This is a genomic window from Streptomyces mirabilis (genome assembly GCF_018310535.1).
GTDB lineage: Bacteria > Actinomycetota > Actinomycetes > Streptomycetales > Streptomycetaceae > Streptomyces.
Window position 1 is genome coordinate 5842131 of sequence record NZ_CP074102.1, and the last position, 14486, is coordinate 5856616.

Annotated in this window: 10 protein-coding genes; 9 read left to right on the forward strand and 1 reads right to left on the reverse strand. The window is 71.4% G+C overall.

The genetic code is table 11. The features are described 5' to 3' along the window. The first annotated feature begins 73 nt into the window (after window positions 1-73). The 6 genes from SMIR_RS25715 to SMIR_RS25740 all read left to right on the forward strand — a co-directional run bounded on the left by SMIR_RS25715 (window position 74) and on the right by SMIR_RS25740 (window position 6938). Window positions 74-466, forward strand: coding sequence for a VOC family protein (locus tag SMIR_RS25715; RefSeq protein ID WP_168491420.1), 393 nt, complete (start codon window positions 74-76; stop codon window positions 464-466). Window positions 467-577: 111 nt separating this feature from the next. Further along, entirely contained in the window at window positions 578-1159 is a 582-nt protein-coding gene (locus SMIR_RS25720) for a hypothetical protein (protein ID WP_249938477.1), read from the forward strand. 45 nt (window positions 1160-1204) lie between these two features. Beyond that, window positions 1205-4453: a S41 family peptidase gene (locus tag SMIR_RS25725; RefSeq protein ID WP_168491418.1), complete on the forward strand. Its 3249-nt coding sequence runs from the start codon at window positions 1205-1207 to the stop codon at window positions 4451-4453. A gap of 157 nt (window positions 4454-4610) precedes the next feature. Beyond that, on the forward strand, window positions 4611-4964 hold the full coding sequence (locus SMIR_RS25730) for a histidine triad nucleotide-binding protein (RefSeq protein ID WP_168491415.1): 354 nt from the start codon (window positions 4611-4613) through the stop codon (window positions 4962-4964). A 6-nt stretch (window positions 4965-4970) separates the two neighbouring features. Continuing rightward, entirely contained in the window at window positions 4971-5876 is a 906-nt protein-coding gene (locus tag SMIR_RS25735) for a ribonuclease Z (protein ID WP_168491413.1), read from the forward strand. 69 nt (window positions 5877-5945) lie between these two features. Beyond that, window positions 5946-6938, forward strand: a complete 993-nt coding sequence (locus SMIR_RS25740) for an adenosine deaminase (RefSeq protein WP_168491411.1) — start codon at window positions 5946-5948, stop codon at window positions 6936-6938. Between the two features lie 16 nt (window positions 6939-6954). On the opposite strand, the gene SMIR_RS25745 is transcribed toward SMIR_RS25740, so the two are convergent. Next, window positions 6955-8253: an MFS transporter gene (locus SMIR_RS25745; protein WP_212727432.1), complete on the reverse strand. Its 1299-nt coding sequence runs from the start codon at window positions 8251-8253 to the stop codon at window positions 6955-6957. Window positions 8254-8590: 337 nt separating this feature from the next. On the opposite strand from SMIR_RS25745, the gene SMIR_RS25750 reads away from it, so the two are divergent. The 3 genes from SMIR_RS25750 to SMIR_RS25760 all read left to right on the forward strand — a co-directional run bounded on the left by SMIR_RS25750 (window position 8591) and on the right by SMIR_RS25760 (window position 14455). Further along, window positions 8591-9640: a carbohydrate kinase family protein gene (locus SMIR_RS25750; RefSeq protein ID WP_168501017.1), complete on the forward strand. Its 1050-nt coding sequence runs from the start codon at window positions 8591-8593 to the stop codon at window positions 9638-9640. A gap of 254 nt (window positions 9641-9894) precedes the next feature. Beyond that, the gene (locus tag SMIR_RS25755) at window positions 9895-12897 is read left to right on the forward strand and encodes a TIM-barrel domain-containing protein (RefSeq protein WP_249938478.1); all 3003 of its coding nucleotides are present in this window, start codon (window positions 9895-9897) and stop codon (window positions 12895-12897) included. 355 nt (window positions 12898-13252) lie between these two features. Then, window positions 13253-14455, forward strand: a complete 1203-nt coding sequence (locus SMIR_RS25760) for an IS110 family RNA-guided transposase (RefSeq protein ID WP_168491262.1) — start codon at window positions 13253-13255, stop codon at window positions 14453-14455. Window positions 14456-14486 lie beyond the last annotated feature (31 nt).

The window sequence follows — 14486 nt, forward strand, 5'->3', positions numbered from 1 at the left end:
CACGACACGTACGACACGCGCGCCGACCACGACACGCACGCCCGCACGCCACGCCCACCCACGGGGGGACGCCTTGGAACTCGCCCAAGTACGGTTGCTCGTCTCGGACTTCCCGGTCTGCTACCGCTTCTACGCGGAGGTCCTCGGCCTCAAGCCCCAGTCGGGCGCGACCGAAGGACCGTACGAGAAGTTCAGTCCCACCGCCGGTTCGGCGGGCATCGCGCTCCAGGACCGCGCGATGATGGCCCGGATACTGGGTGAACTGGGCGACTCGGCGAGCGGCCACCGTTCCCTGGTGGTCCTGCGCGTCGATGACCTGGACTCCTACTGCGAGGCCATCACCTCGCGCGGCGCCGTCCTCGTCCACGGCCCGGACTTCATGACGGACCGGATGCGGGTCGCCCACCTCAAGGACCCCGAGGGCAACCTGGTGGAACTTCAGGAGTGGCTCCTCCTGCGGACCTGACACAGTTTCACGCATATGCGTTCGACGGGGGCGCACGCGGGTGTGTAGTGGCCGTATGGGGTCTACCGCGACGGCCGGGACAGTGGCACTCTGCCGTCTATGGGGGCATTGATGCGTATTCGACGACTGGCGAGACGACTGGTGACGGGCCGTCGGGGACCGATGGTCGCCGGGCTCGCCGTGGTGAGCGCCTTCGGGGTGGCCGCGTGCGAACCGGTCGGTGGCCTGAGCGCCTCCGCGGTGGCGTACACGACCGACCGGGCCGGGACCGCGGAGCTCCAGCGGCAGCATGTCGACGTGCAGTACCTGAGCTGCACCGGGTCGTACGGCGGCGGGAACAAGGCCTACACCCCGGGGCACACACCGTCGGCCTCGAGTTCCACGCCCTCCGTGGTGGAGGTGGACTGCCGGGGGCAGACCAAGGACCGGCGGGAGATCACCATCACCGGGAAGGTCACCCGTGAGGTCGAGGGCAAGTGTGTCCGCGGGGACCTGACGGCCAAGGTCGGCGGCAAGCAGTGGTTCCACGTGAACGTACTGGGCAACTGCAACGCCCCGAGCACACCCTCGTACACGCCCCCCACCTACAACGCGCCCACCTACCACCGCCCGGGCCCCACCACCACCGTCACCGTGACGAAGACCATGTGGTGCAAGGGCGATCCCACCTGCTGGCCCTCCCAGGGCAAGTGATCCAAACCCCTGTCGGGCGGAGCCGTCGCTGCATAGGGTGATCGGGTGACTCAGTCTGCATCGTCCGCGTCATCGGCATTGCCCGCGTATCTCCGGTTTCCGCATCTGCACGGCGAGCTGGTCGCCTTCACCGCCGAGGACGACGTCTGGGTCGCCCCGCTCGACGGCGGCGGTCGCGCCTGGCGGGTCAGCGCCGACAACGTGCCGGTGAACCACCCCCGCATCTCCCCGGACGGTACGACCGTCGCCTGGACGTCGACGCGCGACGGAGCGCCCGAGGTGCACGCCGCGCCCCTGGAGGGCGGACCGTCCACGCGGCTGACGTACTGGGGGAGTGCGAAGACCCAGGTGCGCGGCTGGACCCCGGACGGGCGCGTGCTCGCGCTCAGCACCCAGGGCCAGGCCAGCCTGCGCCGCAGCTGGGCCCGGGCCGTCCCGCTCGACGGCGGCCCCGCGACCACCCTGCCGTACGGGCCGGTCGGCGATGTCGTCCACGGCGATGCGGGTGTGCTGCTGCTGTCCGCTCCCATGGGGCGCGAGGCCGCCTGGTGGAAGCGGTACCGGGGCGGTACGGCGGGCAAGTTGTGGATCGACAGGGACGGCGGCGACGGGGTGGGAGCCGGCGAGTTCGTACGGCTGCACGAGGACCTGGACGGGAACCTCGAATACCCCCTGTGGGTGGGGGAGCGCGTCGCCTTCCTGTCCGACCACGAGGGCGTCGGAGCGCTCTACTCCTCCCTCGCCGACGGGTCAGATCTGCGCCGGCACACGCCGATCGACGGTTTCTACGCCCGGCACGCTGCGACCGACGGCGCCCGGGTCGTGTACGCGTCCGCCGGTGAACTGTGGCTCCTCGACGACCTGGACGGCGCCGAGCCGCGCCGGCTCGACCTGCGGCTCGGTGGACAGCGCGTCGACCAGCAGCCGCACCCCGTGAGCGCCTCCCGCTGGTTCTCGGCCGCCGCCCCCGACCACACCGGACGCGGCAGCGCGGTCTCCGTGCGCGGCGCCGTCCACTGGGTCACCCACCGCTCCGGACCGGCCCGCGCGCTCGCCGCCCGGCCCGGTGTGCGCGCCCGGCTGCCCCGCGCCTTCCGGGTGGAGGGCGAGGAGTACGTGGTGTGGGTGACGGACGCGGCGGGCGACGACGCGCTGGAGTTCGCCCCGGCGACCGGTCTCGCGCCCGGAGCGACCCCGCGCCGGCTCGCCGCCGGACAGCTGGGACGGGTCCTCGGGCTCGCCATGGCACCCGACGGCAGCCGCGCCGCCGTCGCCTCGCACGACGGACGGGTGCTGCTCGTCGAGCGGGAGACCGGGGAGGTGCGGGAGGTCGACCGGAGCGAGGACGGCGAGGTCTCCGGGCTCGTCTTCTCGCCGGACTCCGCCTGGCTCGCCTGGTCGCACCCCGGCCCGCGCCCGCTGCGCCAGCTCAAGCTGGCCAACACCGCCGACCTGTCGGTGACCGAGGCCACCCCGCTCCGCTTCCGCGACTACGCGCCCGCGTTCACCCTCGACGGCAAGCACCTCGCCTTCCTCTCGGCCCGCTCCTTCGACCCCGTCTACGACGAACACGTCTTCGATCTCGCGTTCGTCGGGGGCTCCCGGCCGCATCTGATCACCCTGGCCGCGACCACCCCGTCCCCCTTCGGACCGCAGCGCCACGGCCGCCCCTTCGAGGCACCCGACAAGGACGAGACGCCCGACAGCGAGGGCGCCCCCACCACCCGTATCGACCTCGACGGACTCGCCGACCGGATCGTCCCGTTCCCCGTCGAGGCGGCCCGCTACTCGACCCTGCGCGCCGCCAAGGACGGGCTGCTGTGGCTGCGCCACCCGGTCGTCGGTGTCCTCGGCGCCTCCCGCGCCACCCCGGACGACCCGGACCCGAAGACCGAACTGGAGCGATACGACCTCGCCCAGCAGCGCGTCGAGCACCTCGCCGCCGACGCCGAGCACTTCGCCGTCAGCGGCGACGGCAAACGCGTCCTGCTGTGGACCGACGGCAAGCTCAAGGTCGTCCCCAGCGACCGCCGCGCCTCGAACGACGACGAGAGCGACACGAACATCACCGTCGACCTCTCCCGGGTCCGCCAGACCATCGACCCGGCCGCCGAGTGGCGGCAGATGTACGACGAGACCGGCCGCCTCATGCGCGACAACTTCTGGCGGCCCGACCTGGGCGGGGTCGACTGGGAAGGCGTGCTGGACCGCTACCGGCCGGTGCTCGAACGGGTCGCCACCCACGACGACCTCGTCGACCTGCTGTGGGAGGTGCAGGGCGAGCTCGGCACCTCGCACGCGTACGTCACCCCGCGCGGCGGCTGGGGCGGCGGCGACCGGGCGCAGGGTCTGCTCGGTGCGGACATCTCCCGTCACGAGGACGGCAGTTGGCGCATCGACCGGATCCTTCCCTCGGAGACCTCCGACCCGGACGCGCGGGCGCCGCTCGCCGCGCCCGGCGTCGCGGTGCGCGCGGGGGACGCGATCGTCGCGGTCGCCGGGCAGCCGGTGGACCCGGTGGCCGGACCCGGGCCGCTGCTCGTCGGCACCGCGGGCAAGCCGGTCGAGCTGACCGTCTCCCCGTCGGGCGGCGGAGATCCGCGGCACGCCGTCGTCGTCCCGCTCGCCGACGAGGAGCCGCTGCGCTACCACGCCTGGGTGGCGGACCGGCGCGCCTATGTCCATGAACAGTCGGGCGGCAGACTCGGCTATCTCCACGTGCCCGACATGCAGGCGCCCGGCTGGGCCCAGATCCACCGCGACCTGCGGATCGAGGTGGCCAGGGAGGGGCTGGTCGTGGACGTCCGGGAGAACCGCGGCGGCCACACCTCCCAGTTGGTCGTGGAGAAGCTCGCGCGGCGGATCGTGGGCTGGGACCTGCCGCGCGGGATGCGGCCGTACAGCTATCCGGAGGACGCGCCGCGCGGACCGGTCGTCGCCGTCGCCAACGAGTTCTCCGGCTCGGACGGCGACATCGTCAACGCGGCGATCAAGGCGCTGGGCATCGGGCCGGTCGTCGGGACACGGACGTGGGGCGGGGTCGTCGGCATCGACAGCCGGTACCGGCTCGTCGACGGCACCCTCGTCACCCAGCCCAAGTACGCGTTCTGGCTGGACGGTTACGGGTGGGGCGTGGAGAACCACGGTGTCGACCCGGACGTCGAGGTCGTCCAGACGCCGCAGGACTACGCGGCCGGGCGCGACGCGCAGCTCGACGAGGCGATCCGCATCGCGCTGGCCGCGCTCGCGGAGAACCCGGCGAAGGCGGCACCGACGCTGCCCGAGCTTGATTGACGGAGGTTGACGGGGTGCCGTCGCCCAAGGGCACCCGGTCAGCCGCTCCGCGGCCGACTTCCCCGCCCACCCGCCTCTTCAGGGCGGTAGGACGGACTCACCCATGCTGCCGATAGCATGCGGAGCGTACTGATCACACGGCGTGAGGAGCACACGCATGACGGGAGAACCGCAGGACGACTGCTTGTTCTGCAAGATCGTCGCGGGGCACGTTCCCGCGAACGTCGTCCGGGAGACGGAAACGACCGTCGCCTTCCGCGACATAAACCCCCAGGCGCCCACGCACATCCTGGTCATCCCCAAGGTGCACCACCCGGACGTGGCCTCCCTCGCGGCAGCCGAGCCCGCCATCGCCGCGGACGTACTGCGCGAGGCCGGCGAGGTGGCGTCCGAGGAGAAGCTGGAGAGCTACCGCATCGTGTTCAACACGGGCGGCGGCGCGGGCCAGACCGTCTTCCACGCGCACGCCCACCTCCTGGGCGGTCGTGGCATGCAGTGGCCGCCGGGGTAACCGACCTTGTCCGTACGTGAACTGGTGGTCCTCGGCACCGCCAGCCAGGTCCCCACCCGGCACCGCAACCACAACGGCTATCTGTTGCGCTGGGACGGGGAGGGCCTGCTCTTCGACCCCGGTGAGGGCACCCAGCGGCAGATGCTGCGGGCCGGGGTCGCCGCGCACGACCTGCACCGCATCTGCGTCACCCACTTCCACGGCGACCACTCACTCGGCCTCGCCGGGGTGATCCAGCGCATCAACCTCGACCGTGTCCCGCACGAGGTGACCGCGCACTACCCGCGCTCCGGTCAGCGCTTCTTCGACCGGCTGCGGTACGCCACGGCCTACCGCGAGACCGTCGAGCTGACCGAGGCACCGGTCGAGGCGGACGGGGTGCTCGCGACCACCCCTTCGTACACCCTGGAGACCCGCAGGCTCTCCCACCCGGTGGAGTCCTTCGGCTACCGGCTGGTCGAGCCGGACGGCCGGCGGATACTGCCCGAGCTGCTCGCGGAGCACGGGATCAAGGGGCCGGACGTCGGGCGGATCCAGCGTGAGGGCGCGCTCGGCGGGGTCTCGCTCGACGACGTGAGCGAGGTGCGGCGCGGACAGCGGTTCGCGTTCGTCATGGACACACGGCTGTGCGAGGGCGTGGACGCCCTCGCCGAGGGCTGCGACCTCCTCGTCATCGAGTCGACGTTCCTGGACGGGGATCACCAGCTCGCCGTCGACCACGGTCACCTGACAGCCGGTCAGGCGGGCCGGGTGGCGCGGGACGCGGGCGTACGGCATCTCGTGCTGACGCACTTCAGTCAGCGATATTCCGAACAGGACGAGTTCGAGCTGCAGGCCCGGGCCGCCGGGTTCGAGGGGGAGCTGACCGTGGCGCACGACCTGGTGCGGGTGCCGGTGCCGAAGCGGCGATGAGCCGTCGTGGTACGAGTCGATGAGGCGTCGTCGCACGAGATCGTCGGTACACACCCGTACGATATTTCGATGCCCCTCCCCAAAGCAGAACTGCACCTCCACATCGAAGGCACCCTCGAACCCGAGCTGGCCTTCGAGCTCGCCGCGCGCAACGGCGTCACGCTCCCGTACGCGGACACCGAGGAGCTGCGCAAGGCGTATCTCTTCGACGACCTCCAGTCGTTCCTGAACCTGTACTACGAGCTCATGGCCGTCCTGCGGACCGAGCAGGACTTCGCCGACCTCGCCGACGCCTACCTCGCACGGGCCGCCGCGCAGGGCGTACGGCATGCGGAGATCTTCTTCGACCCGCAGGCCCACATCGCCCGGGGTGTCGGCATGGGGACGGTCGTCGAGGGGCTGCACCGGGCGCTCTCCCGCAGCGAGGAGACGCACGGTGTCTCCGCCCAGCTGATCATGTGCTTCCTGCGCGACGAGTCCGCCGAGTCGGCGCTCGAGACCCTGGAGGCCGCGAAGCCCTACCTCGACCGGATCGTCGGCATCGGCCTGGACTCCGCCGAGGTCGGGCACCCGCCGGTCAAGTTCCGCGAGGTCTACGAGGCCGCCGCCGCGCTCGGCCTGCGGCGCGTCGCCCACGCGGGCGAGGAGGGGCCGCCGGAGTACATCACCGAGGCGCTGGACGTGCTCGGCGTCGAGCGCATCGACCACGGGCTGCGCTGCATGGAGGACCCCGAGCTGGTCGAGCGGCTCGTACGGGACCGGGTGCCGCTGACGCTCTGCCCGCTGTCGAACGTACGGCTGCGCGCCGTGGACGTCCTGGAGGACCACCCGCTGCCCGCGATGCTGGACGCCGGGCTGCTGTGCACGGTCAACTCCGACGACCCCGCGTACTTCGGCGGGTACATCGGCGACACCTTCCACGCCGTGCACGAGGCGCTCGGACTGGACCGGGAGCGGATGCGGGAGCTGGCCCGCAACTCGTTCGTGGCGTCCTTCCTGGAGCACGACGAGGAGCGGCGGGCGCGCTACCTCGCCGAGGTCGAGGCGTACGAGTTCGGCTAGGGCCTGTCCGGCCGGACTACCTGCTTCCGGGCCCCGGTCCGGCCGCCGCTCCCGCGGTCGCTTGCCGGGGTCCTGCCGTGTCGTACGCCGTCCGGGGCGCCGGGACGGCGTCGAGCGGGATCTCCACGACCGGGATCTCCACGACCGGGTGCTCCTGTGGGAGCGGGGCGGTGCGCCGGGTGCGCAGGGCCACGGCGGTCATCGGGGCGGTGATCAGGAGCAGACCGAGGGCCAGGATCACACCCATCCCCGGGTAACCCACCCGTGCGGAGAGCAGGCTGCCCGCGAGCGGGCCGCACGCAGTGCCGAGCGAGGAGGCGGAACCGACCAGGACCGCCCACCGGCCGCGCCGGTCCAGGGACGCGGCGAGGCCGATGACGTAGGAGAGCACGACCGGGTAGACCGTGTTCCAGGCGATCTCGCCCGTCGCGAAGGACGTCAGGTCGGTGGCCGCCGCGCTCAGTGCGATGCATCCGGCGATCAGGGCCGTGCCCACGCCGATGGGCAGCGCCCGGCCCAGGCGCCGGCCGAGTGCGCCCGCGCCGATCACCCCGAGCAGCCCCGCGCCGAGCGCCACCGCGAAGACCGCACCGACGGTCACCTCCGTCAACCCCGCCTGCTGCAGACCGATCCGGCCGCTGACGCCCCAGAGTGAATTCTGGGCGAGGGACCAGCAGAGCATCGCGGCGGCGAGGACGAGACCTGCGCGGCGGTGGGGGAGGGGAGTGGCGGTGGCGCGGAGGGTGCGGGCGGCGGGGGTGTGGGGGGCCTCGGAGGTCCCGGCGGTCGGGAGGTGGCGGGTCACGGGCAGTACGAGCAGCGCGGTGACGGCGATCGCGGCGAGGGGGTGGCCGTGGCCCGGGCCCAGGTGGGGGATCGTCAGATACAGCGCGCCCGCGAGGGCGGAGACGCCCAGCAGGCCCAGGGTGGTGGTGCGGTGGGGGTCGCGCTGGCCGGCGATCCCGGTGGCGGCGACGGTGGTGATCGTGCCGGAACCGAGGCCGCCGACGATCGCGCCGAGGACGACCAGGGGGATGGTCGTCGTGAGGGCGGCGGTGCCGTAGCCGGCGGCGGCCAGGAGCAGGCCGCCACGGGCGAGCCCGCGGGGGCCGAAGCGGTCCACGCGGGACGCGAGCAGGAAGCCCGCCGTCGCCGAACTCAGCAGCAGGGCGCTGCCGATGGAACCGGCCTCGGTGGCCGAGAGGGGGAGGCCCGCGCTCAGCCGGCCGACGGTGGTCGGGAGCAGGTAGGGGGCGAGGTACCCGGCGGTGAAAAGGGCGACGAGGGGCCAGGGCGTGGTGGTGCGGGCGGACACGGGCGTTCCCAGGGCATGCGAAAGAGCGGCTCGATAAGGGGGGTTGGGCGGCTGTCGACGGACAGGAACGCGCGGGCAATTTGTATCAAGCGGGTGGGGGTGCGACGTAGGCGGGGAGGTGTGATCCGGGTCACGTTCTGTTTGCGGTGGGAGGGTCGGGGTAGGCGAGCTGGCTTCACCCGGCCATCGACCGGTCCGCTCCGGCCTCGACCGGCGCCGTGTCGTGTGCCGTTTGGTGCACACTGGCCTGAATCCGCACCACCTCAGGGAGCGCACCGTGATCGAGACCAACGGAGAGCGACCGTACTGCCAGGCGCACGTCGACCCGCTCGCCGGTATGCGCACCCCTCAGGACCCGCCCTGGGACGTCTACCTCACCGGCACCGTCTTCCTCGACATCATCTTCACCGGGCTCGACACCGCCCCGGTGCGCGGCACCGAGTCCTGGGCGCGCGGGATGGGGTCGAGCCCCGGCGGCGTCGCCAACATGGCGACCGCGCTCGCCCGCCTCGGACTCAAGACCTCCCTGGCGGCGGCCTTCGGGGACGACCACTACGGGGAGTACTGCTGGGACGCCCTGGAACAGGGCGAGGGCATCGACCTCGCCCCGTCGCGCACCGTGCCCGACTGGCACTCGCCGGTCACCGTGTCGATGGCGTACGAGGGCGAGCGGACGATGGTCAGCCACGGGCACGAGCCGCCGCCGGAGGAGCCTGCGCCGGAACACGCCCCCCGCGCGCGGGCCGCCGTCGCCTCGCTGACGCCCGGCACGCGCGCGCGCTGGATCGCCGAGTCCGCGCGTGCGGGCACCCGGATCTTCGCCGACGTCGGCTGGGACGACACCGGGCGCTGGGACCTGGCCGGGCTCGCGGACCTGGAGCACTGTGAGGCGTTCCTGCCGAACGCGGACGAGGCGATGCGGTACACGGGGGCGGACTGCCCGAGGGCCGCCGCGCACGCGCTGACCGAGCACGTTCCCCTGGCCGTCGTCACCCTCGGTGCCGAGGGCGCGTACGCCGTGGACGGCCGTACCGGGGAGACCGCCGAGGTCCCCGCGATCGCCGTGGAGGCCCTCGATCCCACCGGTGCCGGTGACGTCTTCGTCGCCGGGTTCGTGATGGGCACCCTCGCCGACTGGCCGCTCGCCGACCGGCTCGCCTTCGCCGGGCTGACCGCCGCGCTCTCCGTCCAGGAGTTCGGCGGCTCCCTCTCGGCGCCCGGCTGGGCCGAGATCGCGGCGTGGTGGCGCCGGGTCCAGTCGGTCGACGACCAGGAACCGGCCGCGCTGCGCCGGTACGCCTTCCTGGAGAGCCTGCTCCCGGAGGTGACCCGCCCGTGGCCGCTGCGGCGGGCGGTCCCGACCATCGGCTTCCGCCGGTCGGCCTGATCCAGATCAACTTCCCTGCGCGGCAACGTCGTTGACCGCCGTACTTCACCCTGCCCAAAACCCCCACGTCACGCCTCTGAACGGAACCCGTCCTGTCGGAGGTCGTTGACAGGATGACGTTTCGTGCTCGATTATCGGCTGAATCGAGCATGATTTTGCATCTCGCCTTCATCGTCTCTCGTACGCGCGCCATCTCTCGCACCGCACCCGCACCCCCGGACCCATGACTTCCTCCTCGCCGAAGGACATGCGTCGTGCGCACACCATCACGAAGACTCAGGGTGCTTCTCGCCGTCTTCTCGACGGCACTCGCCCTGCCCGCAGCCCTGCTCGCCCCTCAGACCGCCACCGCCGCCGACCCGAGCGGCGGCGGCCCCAAGGTGATCTCGTCGGCCGACGGGATCGCACTGACCGTCCCCTCCGCCGGGAACGCCCCCGGCTACACCCTCGCCATCGCCACCGGCCAACTCACCCTCACCACCCGCCGGTCCGGCACCGACGTCCTGTCCACCGCCGGCGGTGGCACCGGCGGTCTGCGCTTCCGTACGGGGGACACCTGGCAGCACGCCACCAAGGTGACCGGCTGGTCCTGGAAGAGCGGCGTCCTCACCCTCACCGCCGCCACCACGGCCGACGGTGCCACCGTCGCGGCCCGGATCACCCCAGCCTCGGACCGCTACCAACTCGACTGGGACGTCGAGGGAGTCGAGCCCGACCGGTTAGGACTCGCCTATGACCTGGCATCGGCCGGACACTGGTACGGACACGGCGAGGCCGAGACCACACGGGGCGGCCCCGGCACCGACCAGCCCTGGCCGCTCGACAGCGGAGAGGTCGTCCATCCGTCCTTCGGCCCGGCCTCGTACAACATGGTCGACCCCTTCTGGTACACGTCCCGTTCGACCGGGCTCCGCGTGGACACCGGGCATGTCATGGATGTCGCGATCAACGAGGGCAAGGACGGTCTCGGCCGCTTCGACGTGGATTCCGCGGACACCTACAAGGCCACTGTCTTCGTCGAGTCCGCACCACTGGAGGTCTACCGCGACTACGTCGGCATCGTCGGTAAACCCGCCAAGAGCGATGCCACGTACGAGCAGTACGCCAAACCCGTCTGGAACTCCTGGGCGCAGTTCTACACCAACGTCGACCAGGCAAAAGTCCTCGACTACGCCACCGATCTGCATGACGCCGGGCTTGAGGGCCACACCGTCCAGCTCGACGACAAGTGGGAGTCGAACTACGGGAACCTGACCTTCGACAGCAAGGCGTACCCCGACCCGAAGGCCATGGCGCGGAAGATCCACGACCTGGGCTTCGACTTCGGCCTCTGGGTGACCCTGTGGATCAACCTCGACTCCGACAACTACCAGTTCGCCGTCGACCACGGCTACTTGCTGAAGGACGCGGCGGACACCTCCAAGCCCTGCACCGTCACCTGGTGGAACGGCACCGCCGGGATCATCGACCTCGCCAACCCGGACGCCAAGGCCTGGTACACGGGCCGGGTCAAGGCTCTGATGAGCGACTACGGCATCGACGGGCTGAAGTTCGACACCCGGTTCTTCGACGACAAGTGCGCCCCGCACGACGGGTACAAGCCCACGGACTACCAGCGGCTCGGCACCGAACTCGCCGACGAGTTCGACCTCCAGGGCGTAGGTATCCGCGTGCACTGGAACTCCACCGCCCACCAGGCCGGGTTTGTCACCCGGCAGGTCGACAAGGGCACCGGCTGGGAGTCTCTGCGCGCCTCGGTCTCGCAGAACCTCGCGATCTCCACGATCGGCTACCCCTTCGTCACCACCGACATGATCGGCGGCTCCGGCGGCCAGCCCGCCCCCACCAAGGACGTGCTGGTCCGCTGGGCGCAGTCCGCGTCCCTGATGCCGCTGATGTACTCCTCCACCTCACCCGTCGACACCATCGATGTGACGACCGGTCAGAAGGTCACCTATGACCAGCAGACCGTCGACCTCTACCGTGCGGCGATCAAGCAGCACGAACGCCTCGCGCCCTACATCTGGGACCAGGTGCGGCAGACCCTGAAGACCGGTGACCCGATCATGCGGCCGCTGTTCTTCGACTTCCCGAAGGACCAGGAGAGTTACACCGTCTCCGACGAGTGGATGCTCGGCCCCGCCGTCCTCGCCGCCCCGCAGCTCGGCGACCGGGCGACCCGGACCGTGCACCTCCCGGCCGGTGTCTGGTACGACGTCAACCACGACACCGTGATCCGCGGCCCGAAGAATCTGACGGGTTACGGCGCCCCGCTCGGCGTCACCCCCGCCTTCGTGAACCTGAAGGCGCAGGGCGCGGACAAGGCACTGCGCGCCCTGCGCGGCAGCGATGCCCCGGCCGCCTCCGTGCTGCTCGCCCCGGACGCGCCGGAGACCGGCTCCGGCACGCCCTTCGAGATGACCACGACGGCCGTCAACTGGAGTTCCCGGCCGCTGAAGCACGTCACGGCCGCGCTGGACGTACCGGACGGCTGGCACGCCGAGGCGACCACCGCCGCGCGCGCCGAGTCGCTCGCCGCGGGTGCCGTACTCACCACGAAGTGGACCGTCACCCCGCCCGCCGACGCCCGCTGGGGCAGCCACACCCTCACCGGGACGGTGACGTACGGCGGCGGTCCGAAGGTCTCCGACAGCCTCCCGGCGAAGGTGAAGCCGGTGCCGGGCACGGTCTCGGCGCCGTACCGCACCGCCGATACGGCGGGCGACGCCCAGTTCGCCCAGGCCGGCGACCAGCTGGCCATCTGGGCGGGTGGCCAGGACCTGTCTGGCTGGAAGGACGAGAAGGGCGCCGTGTACGAGAGCGGGGTCCTCGGCGAGCGGTCCACCGTGCGGGCACGGATCGTGTCCCAGGACGCGGTCACACCGGCCGGCAAGGCCGGGATCGCCGTCGCCAACGATCTGTCCGCGCCCGAGAAGGGCGGCTACGCGGTCCTGGTCATGACGGACAAGTACGGCCTCGAATTCATGACCGACAGCGACGGCGACGGCGGGCTCGACACCTGGGCGGGCGGCGGAGCGACCTACCACCCGGCGTATCTGCGGCTGGTGCGCGACGGCACCACGTACACCGCGTACGCGAGCAAGGACGGCACCGCCTGGTCGACGGTCGGCTCGGCCACGGTCCCGTCGGCCTCGGGAACCGGTGACGCGGGCGTGATCGCCTCCGCCGTCAACGCCTACTACCCGGGCGAGCGGATCCAGGCCGTCTTCGACGGCTTCTCGGTCACGGGTTCCTGACCCGGCCCACGCACTTGAAGCACACCTGATGTGACGCAGCGTCAACTTTCAACCCCGGAGAGAACATCGCCGTCCCTCCGGGCCCCTCCCCCCGTTATCTTCTTCGCGGTTCCGCAACGGGACCGCTGGCCTCCGGGCCCGGCATGGCTGTTCCCCCCTGTCGAACGGATGACCTGGGGGGTGGTGTCACCGGGCCCGCGAGGCGCCGTTGGAGACGCTGATGAGAGGTCCGACTACCGCCTGGCCGGGCGCAATGCCCGGCCGTTTTCGGGCGGCAGGTCTGCATAACGTGGATGCGCGTATACGACGCCGAAGCCCTGGCCAGCACCGCACGAACCCCGTTCGGGAGGACGGCTTGTACGACATCGACGACGTGGGCGTCTTCCTCGGCCTGGACGTAGGCAAGAGCGCCCATCACGGGCACGGCCTCACCCCGGCCGGCAAGAAGGTCTTCGACAAGCAGCTGCCCAACAGCGAGCCGAAGCTGCGGGCCGTCTTCGACAAGCTGGCCGCGAAGTTCGGCACCGTGCTGGTGATCGTGGACCAGCCCGCCTCGATCGGAGCCCTGCCTCTGACAGTCGCCCGGGACGCCGGCTGCAAGGTCGCCTACCTGCCCGGACTCGCGATGCGCCGGATCGCCGACCTCTACCCGGGCGAGGCGAAGACCGACGCGAAGGACGCCGCGGTCATCGCGGACGCCGCCCGGACCATGCCGCACACCCTGCGCTCGCTTGAGCTCACCGACGAGATCACCGCCGAACTGACCGTGCTGGTGGGCTTCGACCAGGACCTGGCAGCCGAGGCCACCCGCACCTCCAACCGGATACGCGGCCTGCTCACCCAGTTCCACCCCTCGCTGGAACGCGTCCTTGGCCCACGCCTGGACCACCCCGCGGTGACCTGGCTGCTGGAACGCTACGGCTCTCCGGCCGCGCTGCGAAAAGCCGGACGCCGCAAGCTCGTCGAGGTCACCAGACCCAGAGCTCCACGCATGGCCGAGCGGCTGATCGACGAGGTCTTCGATGCCCTGGACGAACAGACCGTCGTCGTTCCAGGCACGGGCACCCTCGACATCGTCATACCCTCCCTTGCCCGTTCGCTCGCCGCCGTCCATGAACAGCGACGAGCCCTTGAAGCGCAGATCAGGCAGTTGCTGGAGGCTCACCCTCTTTCCCCGGTCCTGACCTCGATGCCGGGGGTCGCGGTCAGGACCGCCGCCACCTTGCTGGTCACCGTCGGCGACGCAACCAGCTTCCCCACCGCCGCCCATCTGGCCTCCTACGCCGGCCTCGCCCCGACGACGAAGTCTTCGGGAACCTCGATCCACGGCGAACACGCGCCCAGAGGCGGCAACCGGCAGCTCAAACGGGCGATGTTCCTGTCCGCGTTCGCCGCCCTGCACGATCCCGCCTCCCGTTCCTACTACGACCGCTGCCGAGCTCGCGGAAAGACCCACACGCAGGCCCTCCTCCGCCTCGCCCGACAGCGGATCAGCGTGCTGTTCGCGATGCTCCGCGACGGCACCTTCTACGAACCCAGAACCCCACGCCTCGCTTGACGAAGGACATAGAGGCACCCCCCCCGCAGAA

Bases quoted from the DNA above. Each gene is read 5' to 3' on its own strand.
- SMIR_RS25720 (WP_249938477.1), top strand. From the start codon at position 578: ATGCGTATTCGACGACTGGCGAGACGACTGGTGACGGGCCGTCGGGGA.
- SMIR_RS25730 (WP_168491415.1), top strand. From the start codon at position 4,611: ATGACGGGAGAACCGCAGGACGACTGCTTGTTCTGCAAGATCGTCGCG.
- SMIR_RS25740 (WP_168491411.1), top strand. From the start codon at position 5,946: ATGCCCCTCCCCAAAGCAGAACTGCACCTCCACATCGAAGGCACCCTC.
- SMIR_RS25750 (WP_168501017.1), top strand. From the start codon at position 8,591: ATGCGCACCCCTCAGGACCCGCCCTGGGACGTCTACCTCACCGGCACC.